This window comes from Rhizobium sp. 22-785-1, from assembly GCF_053521965.1.
This window is the reverse complement of sequence record NZ_JBNWDI010000007.1, coordinates 201,159-218,386: the sequence shown is the minus strand read 5'-3', so window position 1 is coordinate 218,386 and position 17,228 is coordinate 201,159. Positions and strand designations below refer to the sequence as shown.

The following is a 17,228-nucleotide window of genomic DNA, read 5'->3' as shown; positions in this document are numbered from 1 at the left end:
CGATAACCGTTCTTAGCCTTCGACCGCAATCAGGGCGGCAGCGACTGCCCGCGATTCGGAAAGCATGATGTTGTATGTTCTGACCGCAGCGCCGGTGCTCATCGGATCGACCGAGATTCCGGCCTCCCTCAGCGCTGCCTTCAACTCCCTCGGCACGACCCGCATGGAGTCGCCCATGCCGATCAACAGAAACTCGATCTCGGTCGACTGTTCCAGAACCTTTGCGAAATTATCGACAGACAACTGCGAGTGATCTGTGACCTCCCATCCGTGAATCCCAGATGGAAGGCATAGAAGCGAACCGCGATGCGACATCTCGGCAAACCGAAATCCACCGTTTCCATAGGCATCGATGGGTGCCCGGCCTGGAAAGTGGGCCGGGCGTATTTCGATTCCACCAGCCATCAGACTGCCGGTTTGCCGTTGATCGCTTTCGCCTTCTGGTCGTCCTTATCGTCGGCGTCCGTGCTGGACGGGCGCAAATTGAAGGCGATCAGAACCGGGGCCGCGATGTAGATCGACGAAAATACGCCGATACCGACACCGAAGAGCATCGCGAATGTGAAGGAGCGAATGACCTCACCACCGAAAAGGTAGAGCGAAAGCAGCGCGAGCATCACGGTCAGACCCGTGAGGATCGTGCGCGACAGCGTCTGGTTCAGGGACGCATCGATGATCATAGACAGCGGCATCTTCTTGTATCGCCGCAGGTTCTCTCGAATTCGGTCATAGATGACAACCGTATCATTCAGCGAGTAACCGATAATGGTCAATATTGCCGCGATACTTGTGAGGTTGAATTCGATGCCCAGAAAAACGAAGAGGCCAATTGTGAAGACCACGTCGTGGACCATGGAGATGATCGCGCCGAGCGCGAACTGCCACTCGAAGCGGAACCAGATGTAGATCATGATCGCGATCATGGCGAGCGCGATACCGACGGTCGAAGTCAAAGTCAGATCGCCCGAAACGGCCGGTCCTACAACTTCCACTCGGCGGAAATCGTATTTGTCCTGCAACTCACCGCGGATCAGCGTAATCGCAGACTGCTCGGCATTCTCTCCGCCTTCCTGCGCCTGAATGCGGATCAGCACGTCTTGCGGAGAACCAAAGCTCTGCGCCTGCACTTCACCAAGATTCAATTGGCTGAGGCGGTCGCGAATGTCTGCGAGATCGGCTTCACCACTTTTCGAACGAACTTCGATGATCGATCCGCCCTGGAAGTCGATACCGAGGTTGAGACCCTTAGTCATGAAGCCGCCGAGGCATGCGAGCATGATCACGCCGGTAATACCGAAAACGATGCGACGGTACTTCATGAACGGGATGTCCTTACCGTCGAACATACCCGTACGCACGCCCTTCGGTAGATGCTTCGGACGACTGCGGCGAACCCAGGCGCCGAAGAGCCAGGCCGTCAGAGTGTAGGCAGTGAACACGGTCGTGACGATACCGACGGCAAGCGTCACGGCGAAGCCTTTGACAGGACCTGTGCCCATGTAGAACAGAACGCAGGCAACGATGAATGTGGTCAGGTTGGCGTCGATGATGGTCGCGAAAGCGCGGGTGAATCCATTCTCAAGCGATGATATCAGCGGTTTGCCGCTTTTGACTTCCTCTCGGATGCGCTCGTAGATCAGAACGTTTGAATCGACCGCCATACCGATCGTCAGGACGATACCGGCAATACCCGGCAAGGTCAGTGTCGAACCGATGATGCTGAGAAGTGCGAGCAGCATAACGATATTGATGATCAGAGCGATGTTCGCCAGCAGGCCGAAGAAGCCGTAGAAGACGAGCATGAAGATCACAACGCCCGCTGCACCTATGGCGCTGGCAGTCAGACCGGCATTGATGGAGTCGCTGCCAAGGCTCGGTCCGACGGTGCGCTCTTCCACCACCGTCAACGTTGCGGGCAGAGCGCCGGCACGCAGCAGCACGGCAAGGTCGTTTGCGCCCTGAACCGTGAAGTTGCCGGAAATCTGGCCCTGACCACCGTTGATCGGCTCACGGATCACAGGTGCCGAGATAACGTTGTTATCGAGAACGATGGCGAAAGGCTTGCCGACATTCTGTTGAGTAGCCTGGGCGAAACGCTGGGCGCCGCGGCTGTCGAAGCGGAATGTGACCACAGGTTCGTTAGTCTGCTGATTGAAGCTAGCCTGCGCGTCGACCAGATTGTCACCAGACACCAGCGCGCGGCGCTCGACGAGGTAAGGAACCGGCGGGTCGTCCTGCGAATAGAGAATCTCATCGGTCGCGGGCGGGCGTCCGTTCAGTGCTTCCTGAACCGGCATGGACGTGTCCACCATGCGGAAGGACAGTTTGGCAGTCTGGTTCAATAGAGACTTCAGGCGCTGAGGGTCTTGCAGACCGGGAACCTGAACGATGATGCGGTCGGTGCCCTGCCGTACGATGAGAGGTTCGGTGGTGCCAAGTTCATCGACACGGCGACGGACGACTTCGATCGATTGTGAAACAGCCGATGACAGGCGGTAATTGATGCCGTCATCGGTGAGGTTGAGGCGAAGCACATTGTCCCCGCCGTCGCTCATCGTCACTTCATGCACAGAACTGCCGACAAGTGTGCCGGATGAAACCGGCTGTGTCAGGTCATTCAGCGCATTCTTTGCTGCTTCGTACTGCGCCGGATCGGTGATGCGCACCTGAACGAGCTGACCGTTGCCGGTGAGACCGGAGTAGCGGATATTGGCATCGCGCAACTGAGCACGAACATCGCCGACAATGGTTTCGAGACGTTCCTTGACGATGTCGGAACGCTCTACCTTGAGCATGATGTAGGAGCCGCCCTGAAGGTCGAGACCAAGCGTCACCTTGTTGTGCTTATACCAATTCGGCATACCCTCCAGCTGCTTGTCCGTGAACAGGTTGGGGGAAGCGATGACGGCACTTATCAGCACGATCAGCCAGATGAAGACTGTTTTCCAGCGGGAAAAATGAAGCATTTCGGTCTCGGTCAGGGTTGGGTTAAAAAACCCAGGCTGCGACGATGCGCAGCCTGCTTATGTTACTTCGCGTTTGCGGGAGCTTCGGTCTTGACCGGCTCACCCTTGACACGAACCTCTGCGATGTAGGAGCGCGACGCGCGAACCTTGACGCCATCTGCGATTTCGACTTCGAGTTCGTTATCGTCGATTACCTTGGTAACCTTGCCGACAATGCCGCCCCCGAGAACGACCTGATCGCCACGGCGGATGTTGGTCAGTGTCTCCTGGCGCTTCTTCATCTGTGCGCGCTGGGGACGGATAAGGAAAAAGTACCAAACCACCATCAGGGGGGCGAAAAGGAAAAGCATTTCGAGGCCGGACCCGAACGCCGACGGTGCGCCCGCTGCATCCTGAGCAAAGGCTTGGCTAATGAACATAAAAAACTCCTCAGATTTCGGGCGCAGTCTTAAGCCACTGGCCAGCTTTCAAGCCGCCGGAATATAGTTGCGATCCCCTAGAATGCAACAGAAAGACTTGAGCCCAAGTACCGTTTCCACGCCTCATACGCTTTCGGGCCGCCAAACGCCATGCTAGGGCGGGCAAAATCAGTGGGTTTCGGAGTATTGGACAGGCCCGGAATGGCCATGAGAGCCGATCAAGGAGCATCGATTATGACATCAGAGGAACGCAGCACACTTCTGCTTCTGGAAATTCGCCGTCTTGCCGATGCGGTAGAGAGGCTTGCAGGCCCTGCCCCGGCGATCAATGACTGGAACAGCGCCGATTGCTTCGTCTGGGCGCCCGCCAATGCGTGGCTTCAGCCTGTCAAGCGTCCCAATAGAGTTGCGCTGACATTGATCCGCGGCGTAGACCATGTACGCGATATTCTGCATGAAAACACATTGCGTTTCGCAGAAGGTTTTGCCGCAAACAACGTGCTGCTCTGGGGCGCCCGCGGCATGGGCAAATCATCGCTGGTCAAAGCGGTTCACGAAGACGTGCGCGCGGCAAGCGGCGTATCGATCAAGCTTGTCGAAGTGCATCGCGAGGATATTCATACGTTGCCTGCCCTCCTCGACATTCTGAAAGTGGCACGGCATAGGATCATCGTGTTTTGCGACGATCTATCCTTCGATCACGACGATACGGCGTATAAGTCCCTCAAGGCTGCACTCGACGGCGGTATTGAAGGCCGTCCGGACAACGTGCTTTTCTACGCGACCTCGAACCGTCGCCACCTTCTTCCACGCCATATGATGGAGAACGAGCGGTCCACGGCAATCAACCCGTCGGAGGCGGTCGAAGAAAAGGTGTCGCTGTCGGATCGCTTCGGACTTTGGCTCGGCTTCCACAAGTGCAGTCAGGACGATTATCTCATGATGATCGACGGATATGCGGACCATTTCGATCTCGGTCTGGCGCGTGATGTCCTGCATCATGAAGCGCTGGAGTGGGCAACAACCCGGGGAGGCAGATCGGGACGCGTAGCATGGCAATATATCCAGGATGCGGCCGGTCGTCTCCGCAAACCACTGGACCGATAGGAAAGACTGCCGAACACAACTGCAAGACGCTGATGCATTTCCATAACTTCAGACCTCTTCCTCTGATCCGCAAAAGGTTGGGCCTGCGCAGGGAACAAACCCGTTAAGTCCCCGTTGCTCCGCATGCGCAACCTTTGCGTGATTAATTAGGAGAGACTAATGAGTGATCAGGTAAGCTATGCAACGTCCGCAGTCACCGCACGGGGCGCGGTGTGGCCAGACGCCATAACACGAATTTCCTGGGGTGGCATTTTTGCCGGCGTTGCAGTTGCACTGACATTGCATTTGCTTCTAAACCTGCTGGGTGTCGCTATTGGCGCTGGCGTCATCGACCCGGCGCAGAACGATACCCCGACTGCGGCATCGCTCTCCACCGGCTCCGTTATCTGGATTATCGCCAGCGGTATCATCTCCTCATTCGTCGGCGCTTACGTCGCAAGCCGCCTGTCTGGTCGCGCAGCACGCTCCACTGGTGCACTCCACGGGCTGACGACATGGGCTGTCACGACACTGATCGTCTTCTACCTGCTCACAACCTCCATCGGCGCACTGATCGGCGGCGCGTTCACTGGCGTCACGAGCGTCTTCTCCGGTGCAGGCTCGACGATTGCAACAGCCGCGACGACCGCCGCACCTTCGCTCGCAAACTCCACTGACCCGCTTTCTGGTATCGAGCAACGCATCCGCGAGGCGAGCGGTGGGAACGATCCGCAAGCACTGCGCGACGCTGCCGTCAGTGCCATTCGCGCCGTTCTCACCGGCGATCAGGCACAGGCAGAAGATGCCCGCAATCGCGCGGCCGAGGCGCTTGCCCGTGCGCAGAACATACCTGTGGACCAGGCTCGCCAGCAGGTGACTGAGTATGAGAACCAGTATCGTCAGGCATTAGAACAGGCCAAGGCTCGTGCGACTGAAGCCGCTAAGGCCACCGCGACCGCCGTTTCAACGGCCTCTTATGTGGCCTTCGGCGCACTTTTGGTCGGCGCAGTTGCTGCCATCTTCGGCGGCAGCGCCGGCGCACGTCGCGCTTACCGCGACGGTGAAGTCATCGTCGAGTAACGATCGATAAATTCTGTCACTTAGTGCCCGCGCCAGCCGCGGGCATTTCCATTTCCGATACCGATTGCCGTCGCAACAAAAAAGGCCGCATCGTTTCCAATCCGGCCTTCTACCTAACTGCTGTCTGACGATGTTTCTACTCGTCGCGATAGACCTTTTCACGGCGTTCGTGCCGCTCCTGTGCTTCGATGGACAAGGTAGCGATAGGGCGGGCGTCGAGCCGCTTGATACCAATCGGTTCGCCGGTCTCCTCGCAATAACCGTAAGTACCGTCTTCGATGCGCTGAAGTGCTGCGTCGATTTTCGAAATCAACTTGCGCTGTCGGTCACGCGCTCTAAGTTCGATGGCTCTGTCTGTTTCGGAAGAAGCACGGTCTGCCAGATCGGGATGATTGGCGCTTTCCTCTGCGAGATGACCGAGTGTCTCGCGCGCTTCTCTCAATATGTCATTCTTCCAGCCGATGAGCTTCGCCCTGAAATAGGCCCGCTGATTGGCATTCATGAACTCGTCGTTTTCCGACAGCACATAGTTACTAAGATCGATCTTCTCACTCAACGCGATTCTCCTCGAAGAACATCTCATATGGCGGGGGTATACTCCAATGCCGTGTAGCCGTTCAAGTCTGGAGAATCGTTTTTAGGCATTTTTAAATCTGTCACAAAAATGATCTAAACGATTATTTTTTATACATTATTGTAAAAACACAAATTGTGTCTTCAATCACTTTATCTAAACTTGCCCCGACTTTTCCGATCTTGCGGGTTCTCATGCCGCTCCTGTAAAGTTTGGTTCTCTCTTTTTGATTGCAGGGAATGATCCGGCATGTCGGCATCGCAACAGCAAACTTTTCGGCTTTATCTCCTGCGCCACGCTCAGGCTGGATGGGCCGATCCAGGCGGTCGGGATTTCGACAGAAGACTGACAGAAGCCGGGCAGTCCGAGGCCGCTTTCGTGGCCAGTGCTGCCATGAATAATGGCTATAGGCCGGATGTCGTTTTCAGCTCCGCCGCGATAAGATGCCGCGAAACGACGAAAATTCTGCTGCAGGCATTTGAGGGCGCTCCTGCCGCTTTCTATTTGGACGACATGTACAATGCTCAGCCTGGTACATATCTCCGGCACGCCTTCGAACAGCAGGGCACTTCTTCCGTCATGCTCGTGGGCCACAATCCGACGATCGAGGCTGTCGCGGAGGCTTTGCTCGGTCGGGATGTGATGGAGGCGTCTATTCCCCATGGATTCCCGACGGCCGGGCTCGCCGTACTGCAATGCAGTCTCCCCACCAAGAGCGAAGTTCAAGCCTGGCGGCTCATCGATTTTCTGATGCCGTAAGGTGAAAACCTTCCGGGCCTTGCGGAAAAAACTTTACCGAGCCGCTTCTTTTTTGAGCATCGGGCTATCCTATATATTTTTGAAGAACTCGTAGCTTCTAGGAAAAGTCATTGCCGCCATCCCTGACATCCATCACCGACAGCGCTTTGATTGCTCTCGACAATCTCGCTGACCGGGCAAGCGCGTTGACCAATCCGACATTGCGTCTTGGCGTCACAGGCCTGTCGCGTGCCGGCAAGACGGTGTTCATCTCGTCGCTCGTTCATAATCTCCTGAATGGTGGACGTCTGCCGCTCTTCGAGGCTATTCGCTCTGGCCGGGTGTCGAACGTGCGTCTCGAGCCGCAACCGGACGATGCCATTCCTCGCTTCCAATATGAAGATCATATCCAGGCGCTGGTGCGCGATCGTATCTGGCCAGATTCCACGCGCGCCATTTCAGAGTTGCGGATTACGCTCGACTACCAAAGCGCAAGCGGTTGGGGCCGCTGGTTCTCCCCCGGTCGACTGTCAATCGATATTGTCGATTACCCTGGAGAGTGGCTGCTGGATTTGCCGCTCCTGTCACAGGACTATAAGACATTCAGCGATAACACCGTGTCGCTGGCGCAAACTGGTGTGCGATCCGAACTTGCGCATGAGTGGATGGAGATCGCTTCCTCCACTGATATCGATGCGCCCGCCGATGAGATGACTGCAAGGCGCCTGGCGGAAAGTTTTGCGGCGTATCTCAAGGCCTGCAAATCCGATGAGCGCTCGCTTTCGACACTACCGCCTGGGCGTTTCCTTATGCCGGGCGATCTGGAAGGCTCCCCTGCTCTCACCTTTTCGCCGCTCCCTAGTATCGGTGAAGAGAAAGCGCCCAAGGGATCGTTGCGCGCAATGATGGAACGCCGCTACGAAGCCTATAAGTCGATTGTGGTAAAGCCGTTCTTTCGGGAGCATTTCGCCCGCCTCGACCGCCAGATCGTGCTCATTGATGCGCTTCAGGCCGTCAATCGCGGGCCGGAGGCCGTTCAGGATCTGGAACGGGCGTTGGGCGATGTCCTTGCCTGTTTCCGCCCCGGCAAGAATAGCCTGCTGTCGTCACTCGTCGGTCGGCGGATCGACAAGGTGCTGGTTGCCGCAACCAAGGCGGATCATCTGCATCACGAAAGCCATGACCGGCTGGAAAGCTTAACCGCGCGGCTGGTCGACCGGGCCGTGACGACCATCGGCATGAGCGGCGCGGGTATTGAGGTGATGGCGCTTGCTTCGGTGCGCGCCACGAAGGAAGCGAGCGTGCGTCAGGACGGCGCGGCGCTACCGGTCATCGTCGGCACACCCATTGCTGGCGAGACGATCAATGGCGAGGTCTTCGATGGCAATCGCAGTACGGCGATCTTTCCAGGCGATTTGCCGGAAAATCCCGAGCCGCTGTTTCGTCGCATCGATGCTGAAGGCGCGTCTGCGCACTTGCCTGACGTCAACGTCATTCGCTTTCGCCCGCCGAAACTGGAAGAGACATCGGGCGGTATCAAGCTTTCAGTTCCGCACATCCGGCTCGACCGCGCCATGCAGTTCCTGTTTGGAGATAAACTCGCATGACAGACAACAATCACGGCTCGTCCCGCAGACCCTCGGCCTTCACCCTGGAAGGGGAGACCCGACCGGAAAGCTCTGCATCCTCTATCAGGCGTCAACCGCGAAGTTTCGATGCAGGCGTCTCCATCGTGCCGGACGAAGACGACGTGTTTCTCGCGCCACACGATATCGACCAGGCCGCGCTGCCTGTCGCACAACCGCGCCGTCACCGTATCTCCTTTGGAAAGCTTGCGCTGGGTGCCATCGGCGTTCTGGTTTCGCTTGCCTTCGGCCTATGGGCCGATCAACTGATCCATGATCTGTTTTCGCGTTCGGATTGGCTCGGTTATACGGCAAGTGTTGCGCTTGGCGTTGCGGTCGTCGCGGTTCTGGTTCTTGTGGCACGCGAGGTCTTCGGGATCATGCGTTTGAATGCGGTACAGTCGCTGAAGGCAGATGCGCAGGAGGCCGCTTTGCAGAAGAAGGCATCTGCCGCGCGGTCTGTGATATCGCGTCTGACGGCGGTTCTTTCGCACCGGGCGGAAACCGCGAAGGGCCGAGCCGCGCTGAAGGAGACCGATAACGATGTGATTGACGGGCCGCATCTGATCGAACTTGCCGAACGCGAGCTTCTCACGCCGCTTGACCGACAGGCCCGAGCCTTGATCCTTAACTCATCCAAGCGTGTTTCGGTCGTGACTGCGGTCAGTCCGCGAGCCGTCGTCGATCTGGCTTATGTCCTGTTTGAAGTAGCCAGGCTCGTCCGCTCCATGGCGGAGCTTTACGGTGGAAGGCCCGGTACGCTCGGCATGATCCGGCTGCTGCGCGATGTCGTGGCTCACCTGGCGGTTACCGGTTCGATTGCTGTCGGTGATGGCCTTGCCCAGCAGATCCTCGGTCACGGCCTGGCTTCACGTCTCTCGGCGCGCCTCGGTGAAGGCGTCATCAACGGCCTGATGACGGCGCGGATCGGAATTGCCGCGATGGATCTCTGCCGCCCGCTGCCGTTCCGGGCGCTTAAGCGACCAGGCGTGAGCGATTTCATGTCCGACCTGACACCCGATCTCACAGGCGCAAACAGAACTGAAAAGTCCTGATTTCGGGGCGGTTCGGGGGCCAAAGGTTACAATTCGTTATCCTTATTTGCCCGAAATATACCAAGCATTAACCATTCGCGACATAGATTGCTCCCACACAAAGCGGCTTACTCGCCAGGGAAAGTATCATGTTTTCGCGCTTCTTTTCGCTTCTGGGCGGGCTTGCCGCCGTTATATCCGTGAGCGGCGGATTTGCTGTATCCGAGGTTCAGGCTGCCTCCCGTGAAGATGTTTTCTTCGGCTCGGTCGCTGGCACATGGTCCGGCCCTGGCGAAATCGTCGCGGGCAAATATAAGGGCACCAAGTTCAACTGCGACTTGACCGGCGAACCGCTCGGCGAGAAGGAAACCGGGATCAAGCTTGGCGGCACCTGCCGCGTCGGCGTCTTCAAGCAGCCCATGTCCGCCGTGATTACCAAGAAGGGCGCGACATACGAAGGCAAGTTTCTGGATGGCTCCGAGGGCAAGGGGCTGGACGTAACGTCAGGCCAGGTCAGCGGCGACAAGGTCGTGCTGGGCATCAATCGCGCAAAGCTCAATGGAGCAATGGTCGCGCGCGTCATGGATGACAACAAGTCTATGAATGTCACGATCTCCGTCAAGGTCGCGGATCAGATGATTCCAGTCATCGGCCTGACACTGGCTCGTAATGTTGACGCAATGGCTGTGGGTTCTATCAGACCGTAAGGGACTTCGGAAATTTCTACTACAGCATCAGCCCCCCCCCAAAATCGGGATCGATCTTCGGAAAGGCACGGTGCGTAAGTTTAAAGAAGAAAGAGCGTCCATCTGCATCTTGCGAGACGCACGGCGCTCTAGCAAGCGGAAATGGTCCACCATTCCCGCTTTTCGTTTGCGCGAACAATGCCGGATTTGTCTGCGTCCGACAGCCACTCGCTGACTCGCCTGCCGTTCACCTCCATATCCGGTGCAATATCGGCAAGCGGCATCAGGACGAAAGCACGCTCCATCATTCTGGGATGAGGAATTTCGACACGCTCTGTTACGATGTGAGCGGCTCCGTAGGTCAGTACATCGATATCGATCGTGCGAGGTCCCCAACGCTCAACTCGCACCCGCTTCATTCCCCGCTCGATATCGAGACAGAGGTCGAGCAAAGTCTCTGCGGCCAGCCTCGTTTCGATCAAAGCGCAGCAATTGAAGAAATCGGCCTGATCGGTCTTTCCCCAAGGCGGCGTACGATAGAGTTCGGATACAGAAACCAAGCGGCAGTCGTGGTGAGCGTTCAGCGCAGCTAATGCTGTGGCCATCGCCGCTTTCGGATCACCTACGTTACCGCCAAGGCCGAGAGCCGCAGAGATCCATCTGTCAGGCATGCTGCTCGACACAGACTTGCGCATAATCGAGAATGCCAGGAACAGGTGCAGACGGTTTGCGGACCGTGATCTTGACGCGAACAATTTGAGGGTAGCGCTGGCGAAGGGCGGTCGCAATATCATTTGCCAGGGCTTCGATAAGGTAGCGCCGCTGGCCAACGACGATGCTCTCGATGACGGCGAAAGCCACGCCATAATCGACGGTATTACCAATCTCGTCGGTTTCGAGGGCGTTTCCGGCTTCCACTTCCATTTCAGCGTCAACAAAGAAGCGCTGCCCTAAAACCTCTTCCTGCACCAGCAGGCCATGGCGGGCGAAGAACGAACAGTTTTTCAAAAGAATGGTGTATCGGCTCAAGCGCGTGCCTCCTGTCGTTTTTTATCTTCCAGGACAGCATCAGCGACCGCCAAGGCATCCTTCGTCATGGACACGTTATGAACGCGGAAAATCACGGCCCCCGCAAGACGCAGAAGCGTGGTTGTCGCTGCTGTTCCCACATCGCGGTCAGCCGCCGCCTCCCGGCCCGTCAGCGCCCCGATAAACCGCTTGCGTGACGTTCCGGCCAGAATAGGCAGACCGAAGGCTAAAAGCTCATCGAAACGCGACATGAGAGCGACGTTTTCGCCCACATCCTTGGCAAATCCAAAGCCGGGATCCAGAACAATATGATCGCGCATAATTCCTGCGGCATCCGCAATGACCAGCGAGTGGTTTAGAAACGCAAACTGATCGGCAATCACATCCTCCAGTTTTTCGCGCTCCCTGCCCGTATGCATGATACAGAGACCTGCGCCGCTGGTCGCGACGACATCCGCCATCGCAGCGTCCTTCTGAAGGCCGAACACGTCGTTCACGATATGCGCCCCCGCCTCGACCGCCAGGCGCGCTGTGGACGAGCGGTAGGTATCGACTGAGATCAGCGCATCGGTCTCCCGACTGAGTCTTTCGATTACCGGAAGCACGCGGTCCTGCTCCTCGGTATCGCTTACGCTCGCTGCGCCCGGTCGGGTCGATTCACCGCCGATATCGACGATATGAGCGCCGTCCTCGACACAGTTCAGCGCGTAACGAACCGCCTGCTCTACCGTTACGAAACGCCCGCCGTCGGAGAACGAATCCGGAGTGGCATTGACGATTGCCATGATAAGGCCACGCCCATCAAGTTTCACAGAGCGACCATGCGCCGCTTGCCATAGATTACCGCTGGCTGTTATCAAGTAACGTACGCCTTTCCGAACTCATGGAGTGCCTTGCCATTACTACCGATCCCGCTCCGTTCTCCGCACCGGCCGTTGAGCCGGTTTCGATTTTGTCCGGGCGCGGAACGGTCCATGAGGGATTGAAGCGTGACTTACGCGCTTCCTCGGCCACCTTGCGCTCTATGCCGCAATCCTCCCGCAAGTTCAACATGAAGGCAGGAAAATGAAACAGCTTTCGGCTGCCTGGCGCGCCCTTCTCGCAGGCGTTCTTTTGCTGCCCTCTCTGCATGGCCAAGCCCTTGCAGAAGCCGTCAGCACCAAAACCTATTCCTATTTCACCATTGGTGGAAAGACTGCGGAAGATCTGGACCGTGAATTGTCGCAACGGGGTCCGATCACCAGATCGACGGGCTTTCGTCATCCCGGCGCAACCGAAATCAAATTCGGTGGCGAACTGACCTATGTCGAGAAAGACGGAAAATGCGGCGTTGGCACTGTCAAGGTCACGCTGCACACGAAAATTCTGCTGCCCCGCTGGTCCAACCGCCGGCGCACAAATGCCGATCTCGCCCTGATCTGGGATACACTCTCAGCCGATATCAAGCGGCATGAGGAACGGCACGCGGAAATCGCTCGCGGCTATGCCCGGGATCTTGACCGACAGCTAGGTGAACTGCGCCCTCAATCCGATTGCGAGAAAATACAGGCGATGGTCGCGGAGGTGAGCCAAAAAGTCATGGACGCGCACGACAAGGATCAGTTGCGTTTCGACATGGTGGAATCAAAGAATTTCGACGCAAGAATGACGCGGTTGCTCAAACACCGTATCCAACAGCGCCCCGCCAATCGCTGAGTATCCGCTTGCCAGAGGGGTTCGCCCCGCTCGCGGCCCTTTCGACCTTGAGACTTGCATCTCGTGCTTTTAACAAGACCGAGCGACTTCTGGGTGGCCCACATAGAACAGCAAACTTGCTCCGACCCTTCGATAACGAGGGAAATTTTGCCGGATAATGACCGTTGATTTTTTGTCGTGGTCGCGCCAGGCAGACTCACTCTATGATCATCTCATCTGACAAACATTTTCATTCGACGACTTGGAAATCGTTGGGGCGTATAGCGATCTGCATTACTTTCGTCGCGCGCTTCAGCTCTTGCAGTTTGAAATGCCGATGTCGCACGAAACACAGAATACATTGCGCGACATCACTATCACATGGGCTCTCCCGGTGCGTATGAGGCCGCAGGTGTCTTTCTCCGCCTGCTTAAGACGTGCCCAACTTGAGCGGCAGGCGGAGGATGAAACCCACTGCCGCTCAATCTTTTCCGCTCATTGCCTGTCGTTTAGCCCTGGCGTTCAGGAACGTGGACAACCAGACCATCGAGCTGGTCCGTCATCTTGATCTGACAGGACAGACGCGAGGTGGGACGGACGTCGAAAGCGAAATCGAGCATATCCTCTTCCATCGGCTCCGGCGGCCCTACCCGTTCCGTCCACTGGTCGTCTACATAGACGTGACAAGTAGCGCAGGCACAGGCACCGCCGCATTCGGCATCGATGCCGGGAATGGAATTGCGCACGGCGTTCTCCATCACGGTGGAGCCGTTGCTGACGTCGAGATCATGGGACGTGCCGTCGAAAGCAACGATTGTCAGTTTGGTCATTTCAAAAGATCCAGGAAGGTGTTTGAGAATTCTTCTAAACACATAGAAAGGCCGGCTACGATTGGCAACCCGTCAATGTGGCTGCAAACCGAACCGGCCGTCGAATTGGCGTAACCTTCGCCGCTCACCCCTAAAAGGGGACGTTATCGGCAGAGCTTCAGGATGAAGTTTTCGGCTTCTACGACCGCAGCCGAAAGTCTTGCTAGAACGGCGCTGTCGCATTGCCCGTTTTCAAGCGCTTCGGCTGCCGCAGAAACATTATAGGCCCCTACGGCATCTGCCGAACCTTTGAGCCGCCCCGAAATGACACGCATCGATGCCTGATCGGCAACAGCAAGTTCCTGCAGTACGGAGCGCGCTTGACGCGAAAACAGTTGGAGAACAGCGATCTCGATATCCTTGTCCCCCTTTGTCTGGCCAGCGAGGTGGGCAAAGTCGATGGGTTTTCTTGCCGTGACCGCGTTACCGCCGTGATTGTCCGGCGCTTCAAATGCGATGCTGAGCGCAGCCATTCCAGTTTTCCTTCGATTGTGGTGTTAGAGAGTGTTCCGATGTGGCTCACATAAAAGCAGGCTATTGTCGCTTTCCGCTGAAAATGGGGCGCCATTAGCGGGAAAATCTTTAGCTATGGTTAATTTATGTTAAACTTCTCATTATTCAGCGTTTCCGCGTCTTTTCCCGGTTTAAAAACTGTTAACAAGCAGGCACTTGGACCAGCGGTGCTGGCCGTGTTAATTGTTTAAAAGCCGCAAATGTGCCACTACCGTTATTCCACATCGCTTGCTCGTCCTAGGTTTGGCGAATTCGGCGAGCTGATGTATTTTTTGTCCTGAGAAGTGGGCGACCAATTTTCAGGGTTAGTATGAGCGGGCCACTGCATATCTTCGGGTATGGTGTCTTGCAGGCATGGTGGCGGATATTCGTTTGCAGGCGGCGGGCGGATGAACGACATGAGCCGGGCGTATATGTAACGAGGCGTAACCGCATGGCGAACAACAAGTTTAGCGATTCGATCGACGAGACTGCATATCAGGCACTTGAAGATGCCTTGCAGCTCGGCGCATACGAAAACCAGCCGGAGCCTCGTAGAAGGTCCACTCCAAAGCCCGCGGAGGCAAGAGTGCCAGAAAATAACAGACCGCGTAAGAACGAACAGCAGGCACAGTCTTCCGCTCAGGCGGCGGCACGCGCAGCAAGCGAGCAGCAGTCCCGCGCTGGTGGATTGGAAGCTGCCAATGACGGCACCAAGCGTAGCCCGGCCATGATACTGCGGTCGCTGGAAGCAGGCTCGATGACCGGCGCCGTGCGCAATGCATCTATCGTTTCGATCTTTTGGGCCATTGCCGGTATCGGCCTGGCACATGCCATTTATGGCGGACAAATCTGGGGCGTGGGCTCGCTCGCGCAGCTTTTCGCCATTCCCGGCCTGATGGCGATCATGGTCGGCATCGTCGTTCCGATCATGCTGTTCTTCGCTTTCGCCATTATGATGGCGCGCGCCAAGGATCTACGAAACGCGGCGCGCTCTATGGCCGAAGTGGCACTTCGTCTTGCGGAGCCGGAAACCATCGCATCCGAGCGCATCATGTCAGTCGGCCAGGCGGTTCGCCGTGAAGTGTCTGCCATGAATGACGGCATCGAGCGCACGATTGCGCGCGCAACGGAGCTGGAAACCCTCGTTCATTCGGAAGTGAACGCGCTGGAACGCAGCTATGCCGACAACGAGCTTCGCGTGCGCGGCCTCGTTCACGAACTGACGGCCGAACGCGACGCGATCATCAGCCATGCAGAGCGCATCCGGTCTTCGATTTTCGGAGCGCAGGAACAGCTCAAGGAAGAGTTGTCACTGGTCGGAGAAGAGCTTTCGATGCGCCTGGCGACAAGCGGCGAAGCTTTCGCCTCTATGATCGACACACGTTCGGCAGCTCTGCTGGAAAAATCACGCGTTTCTACCGAAGCCATGGGAACGCTGATTGCGGCGAAGACCGAAAATCTTCTGAACGCGCTGAACACCTCAGGCGCTGCGCTCAACAATGAATTCGACCATCGCCTGCACGATCTCAGCAACACGTTCGATGAACGTGGCCGCGCGCTGATCGAGAAATTTGCGACGCACGCCTCAGCGCTATCGAGCGGCACGGAAACGCTCAACAAGTCCATGGACGAGCAGACGCGGCTCTTGAACGAGACGCTCACCAAACGGTCGCAGGAGCTGTCGCAGAACATAAGCCGCGGCCAGCAGGTCATCGACGGGTCACTGGATAAGGTGCTGGACAAGCTTTCAGCGACGCTGGAAGAAAAAGGCATGTCCTTCCGTCAGAGCCTTCAGAGCACGGCCGACGACGCAATCATGGATCTCGACCTGCGTTCGGGCCTGTTTGAGGAGAAGCTCCAGACCACGGTCGGTCTCGTCAACACTGCCTTCGATCAGCATGTCGCGGAGTTCGCTAGCGCCTTCGATCAGCGTGCTGGCACTCTTGACAGCAAGCTCATGGAAAGCCTGGCTCGCATCAACGAGACGGTCGCGGGCGGTACGGATTCGCTCAACGGCATTCTCACATCCAATATCGATCGGCTGAATAGCGCCCTCACCGACCAGTCGCTCGCCCTGGCAACATCTCTGGGCACGGGCCAGGAAATGCTGGAAAGCTCGCTCGAGACGCGTACCCGGGAACTGACTGACGCACTGAGTGCCCGCACAAACGAAATCTCAAGCGCCATCGTCAACACGCATGAAAAGATCGATACGGTTCTTGCCGAGCGCAGCGCACAGCTTTTCGGTGCGCTAACCGAAACCCAGAACCGCTTCGACAGCGCGCTCGCAAGCCGCTCAGAGGCGATCACGAGCTCTGTCGCTGGATCCGCCGAGCAACTCGCCGCACTCTTGGATGAGCGCGCTGCCGCTATCAACAGCGTGGTCGCGGATGTCGAGCGCCGCCTGGCTGAAACCCTAGAAACCCGTGCTGCCGCCATCACAGGCGCAGTCTCAGGCGTAGAAGACCGCATCGCAGACACGCTGGACAGCCGCACCGCCGCGCTCAAAAACGTGGTCTCCGGTGCGGAAGAGCGGATCACCGATGCTCTCGATAGCCGCACCATGGCGATCGATATGGCGTTCTCCACCGCGGAAGAACGCATCGCGGAAACGCTCGATCACCGGACCTCGGCGCTTGGCGACATCGTAAGCGGCGTAGAAACGCGTCTGGTGGACACGCTCGATAGCCGTACATCGGCGCTCGGCAATGTTGTCGCGGGTGTCGAAGAGCGCATCGCAGACGCGCTCGATAGCCGCACAATGGCCATCGACATGGCATTCTCCAGCGCCGAAGAACGCATCGCAGAAACGCTCGATACTAGAACCTCCAATCTCACCAATATCGTCAGTGGTGTCGAAGGCCGTCTGGCCGAGACACTGGACAGCCGTACGTCAGCGCTCGGCAATGTTGTCGCCGGTGTGGAAGAGCGCATCGCAGACGCGCTCGATAGC

At 57.2% G+C, this 17,228-nt stretch carries 16 protein-coding genes and 1 pseudogene; 8 read left to right on the top strand and 9 right to left on the bottom strand.

Annotation, left to right across the window (positions count from 1 at the left end; translation table 11 throughout):
* Nucleotides 1-12: 12 nt before the first annotated feature.
* The 3 genes from ACQZ5M_RS15850 to yajC form a co-directional block, all read right to left on the bottom strand.
* Nucleotides 13-405, bottom strand: a complete 393-nt coding sequence (locus ACQZ5M_RS15850) for an Mth938-like domain-containing protein (protein ID WP_296038042.1) — start codon at nt 403-405, stop codon at nt 13-15.
* Nucleotides 405-2,966, bottom strand: coding sequence for a protein translocase subunit SecDF (secDF, locus tag ACQZ5M_RS15845; RefSeq protein WP_296016242.1), 2,562 nt, complete (start codon nt 2,964-2,966; stop codon nt 405-407). The genes ACQZ5M_RS15850 and secDF overlap by 1 nt, the downstream gene beginning before the upstream one ends.
* Nucleotides 2,967-3,028: 62 nt before the next feature.
* Nucleotides 3,029-3,385 carry a preprotein translocase subunit YajC gene (yajC, locus tag ACQZ5M_RS15840; protein ID WP_296016239.1) on the bottom strand — a complete coding sequence of 119 codons (357 nt, stop codon included), beginning with the start codon at nt 3,383-3,385 and terminating at the stop codon, nt 3,029-3,031.
* A 234-nt stretch (nt 3,386-3,619) separates the two neighbouring features.
* Here yajC and ACQZ5M_RS15835 point away from each other — a divergent pair, with 234 nt between their 5' ends.
* Together ACQZ5M_RS15835 and ACQZ5M_RS15830 are read left to right on the top strand one after the other, a co-directional pair.
* Entirely contained in the window at nt 3,620-4,492 is an 873-nt protein-coding gene (locus tag ACQZ5M_RS15835) for an ATP-binding protein (RefSeq protein ID WP_296076568.1), read from the top strand.
* Between the two features lie 159 nt (nt 4,493-4,651).
* Nucleotides 4,652-5,551, top strand: coding sequence for a PhnA-like protein (locus ACQZ5M_RS15830; RefSeq protein WP_449080232.1), 900 nt, complete (start codon nt 4,652-4,654; stop codon nt 5,549-5,551).
* A gap of 136 nt (nt 5,552-5,687) precedes the next feature.
* Here ACQZ5M_RS15830 and dksA read toward each other — a convergent pair whose 3' ends face one another.
* Entirely contained in the window at nt 5,688-6,107 is a 420-nt protein-coding gene (gene dksA / locus ACQZ5M_RS15825) for an RNA polymerase-binding protein DksA (RefSeq protein WP_062425454.1), read from the bottom strand.
* Between the two features lie 267 nt (nt 6,108-6,374).
* On the opposite strand from dksA, the gene ACQZ5M_RS15820 reads away from it, so the two are divergent.
* The 4 genes from ACQZ5M_RS15820 to ACQZ5M_RS15805 all read left to right on the top strand — a co-directional run bounded on the left by ACQZ5M_RS15820 (nt 6,375) and on the right by ACQZ5M_RS15805 (nt 10,229).
* Nucleotides 6,375-6,884: a SixA phosphatase family protein gene (locus ACQZ5M_RS15820; protein ID WP_296076561.1), complete on the top strand. Its 510-nt coding sequence runs from the start codon at nt 6,375-6,377 to the stop codon at nt 6,882-6,884.
* A 110-nt stretch (nt 6,885-6,994) separates the two neighbouring features.
* Nucleotides 6,995-8,470: a YcjX family GTP-binding protein gene (locus tag ACQZ5M_RS15815; protein ID WP_296076559.1), complete on the top strand. Its 1,476-nt coding sequence runs from the start codon at nt 6,995-6,997 to the stop codon at nt 8,468-8,470.
* Nucleotides 8,467-9,543 carry a YcjF family protein gene (locus ACQZ5M_RS15810; RefSeq protein ID WP_296076556.1) on the top strand — a complete coding sequence of 359 codons (1,077 nt, stop codon included), beginning with the start codon at nt 8,467-8,469 and terminating at the stop codon, nt 9,541-9,543. Before ACQZ5M_RS15815 ends, ACQZ5M_RS15810 begins: the two co-directional genes overlap by 4 nt.
* Nucleotides 9,544-9,671: 128 nt before the next feature.
* Complete coding sequence (locus ACQZ5M_RS15805; RefSeq protein WP_296076553.1) at nt 9,672-10,229, top strand: hypothetical protein; 558 nt, start codon at nt 9,672-9,674, stop codon at nt 10,227-10,229.
* A 128-nt stretch (nt 10,230-10,357) separates the two neighbouring features.
* Here ACQZ5M_RS15805 and folK read toward each other — a convergent pair whose 3' ends face one another.
* From folK to folP, 3 genes are read right to left on the bottom strand one after another with little or no spacing between them, the layout of a single operon-like run.
* A complete protein-coding gene (folK, locus tag ACQZ5M_RS15800; RefSeq protein ID WP_296016221.1) occupies nt 10,358-10,879 on the bottom strand; it encodes a 2-amino-4-hydroxy-6-hydroxymethyldihydropteridine diphosphokinase in 522 nt (173 codons plus the stop codon).
* Nucleotides 10,872-11,237: a dihydroneopterin aldolase gene (gene folB, locus ACQZ5M_RS15795; protein WP_296016219.1), complete on the bottom strand. Its 366-nt coding sequence runs from the start codon at nt 11,235-11,237 to the stop codon at nt 10,872-10,874. The genes folK and folB overlap by 8 nt, the downstream gene beginning before the upstream one ends.
* Nucleotides 11,234-12,097 carry a dihydropteroate synthase gene (gene folP / locus ACQZ5M_RS15790; RefSeq protein ID WP_449080231.1) on the bottom strand — a complete coding sequence of 288 codons (864 nt, stop codon included), beginning with the start codon at nt 12,095-12,097 and terminating at the stop codon, nt 11,234-11,236. Before folP ends, folB begins: the two co-directional genes overlap by 4 nt.
* Before the next feature lie 205 nt (nt 12,098-12,302).
* On the opposite strand from folP, the gene ACQZ5M_RS15785 reads away from it, so the two are divergent.
* Nucleotides 12,303-12,932, top strand: a complete 630-nt coding sequence (locus ACQZ5M_RS15785) for a DUF922 domain-containing Zn-dependent protease (protein WP_296016215.1) — start codon at nt 12,303-12,305, stop codon at nt 12,930-12,932.
* A 488-nt stretch (nt 12,933-13,420) separates the two neighbouring features.
* Here ACQZ5M_RS15785 and ACQZ5M_RS15780 read toward each other — a convergent pair whose 3' ends face one another.
* Nucleotides 13,421-13,741: a 2Fe-2S iron-sulfur cluster-binding protein gene (locus ACQZ5M_RS15780; RefSeq protein WP_296016213.1), complete on the bottom strand. Its 321-nt coding sequence runs from the start codon at nt 13,739-13,741 to the stop codon at nt 13,421-13,423.
* A 143-nt stretch (nt 13,742-13,884) separates the two neighbouring features.
* On the bottom strand, nt 13,885-14,253 hold the full coding sequence (locus ACQZ5M_RS15775; RefSeq protein WP_296038024.1) for an Hpt domain-containing protein: 369 nt from the start codon (nt 14,251-14,253) through the stop codon (nt 13,885-13,887).
* 473 nt (nt 14,254-14,726) lie between these two features.
* On the opposite strand from ACQZ5M_RS15775, the pseudogene ACQZ5M_RS15770 reads away from it, so the two are divergent.
* Nucleotides 14,727-17,228 (top strand): annotated as a pseudogene (locus ACQZ5M_RS15770) (hypothetical protein); the annotation flags it as partial.

Bases quoted from the DNA above. Each gene is read 5' to 3' on its own strand.
- ACQZ5M_RS15850 (WP_296038042.1), bottom strand. From the start codon at position 405: ATGGCTGGTGGAATCGAAATACGCCCGGCCCACTTTCCAGGCCGGGCA.
- secDF (WP_296016242.1), bottom strand. From the start codon at position 2,966: ATGCTTCATTTTTCCCGCTGGAAAACAGTCTTCATCTGGCTGATCGTG.
- yajC (WP_296016239.1), bottom strand. From the start codon at position 3,385: ATGTTCATTAGCCAAGCCTTTGCTCAGGATGCAGCGGGCGCACCGTCG.
- ACQZ5M_RS15835 (WP_296076568.1), top strand. From the start codon at position 3,620: ATGACATCAGAGGAACGCAGCACACTTCTGCTTCTGGAAATTCGCCGT.
- ACQZ5M_RS15830 (WP_449080232.1), top strand. From the start codon at position 4,652: ATGAGTGATCAGGTAAGCTATGCAACGTCCGCAGTCACCGCACGGGGC.
- ACQZ5M_RS15820 (WP_296076561.1), top strand. From the start codon at position 6,375: ATGTCGGCATCGCAACAGCAAACTTTTCGGCTTTATCTCCTGCGCCAC.
- ACQZ5M_RS15810 (WP_296076556.1), top strand. From the start codon at position 8,467: ATGACAGACAACAATCACGGCTCGTCCCGCAGACCCTCGGCCTTCACC.
- ACQZ5M_RS15805 (WP_296076553.1), top strand. From the start codon at position 9,672: ATGTTTTCGCGCTTCTTTTCGCTTCTGGGCGGGCTTGCCGCCGTTATA.
- folK (WP_296016221.1), bottom strand. From the start codon at position 10,879: ATGCCTGACAGATGGATCTCTGCGGCTCTCGGCCTTGGCGGTAACGTA.
- ACQZ5M_RS15785 (WP_296016215.1), top strand. From the start codon at position 12,303: ATGAAACAGCTTTCGGCTGCCTGGCGCGCCCTTCTCGCAGGCGTTCTT.
- ACQZ5M_RS15780 (WP_296016213.1), bottom strand. From the start codon at position 13,741: ATGACCAAACTGACAATCGTTGCTTTCGACGGCACGTCCCATGATCTC.
- ACQZ5M_RS15775 (WP_296038024.1), bottom strand. From the start codon at position 14,253: ATGGCTGCGCTCAGCATCGCATTTGAAGCGCCGGACAATCACGGCGGT.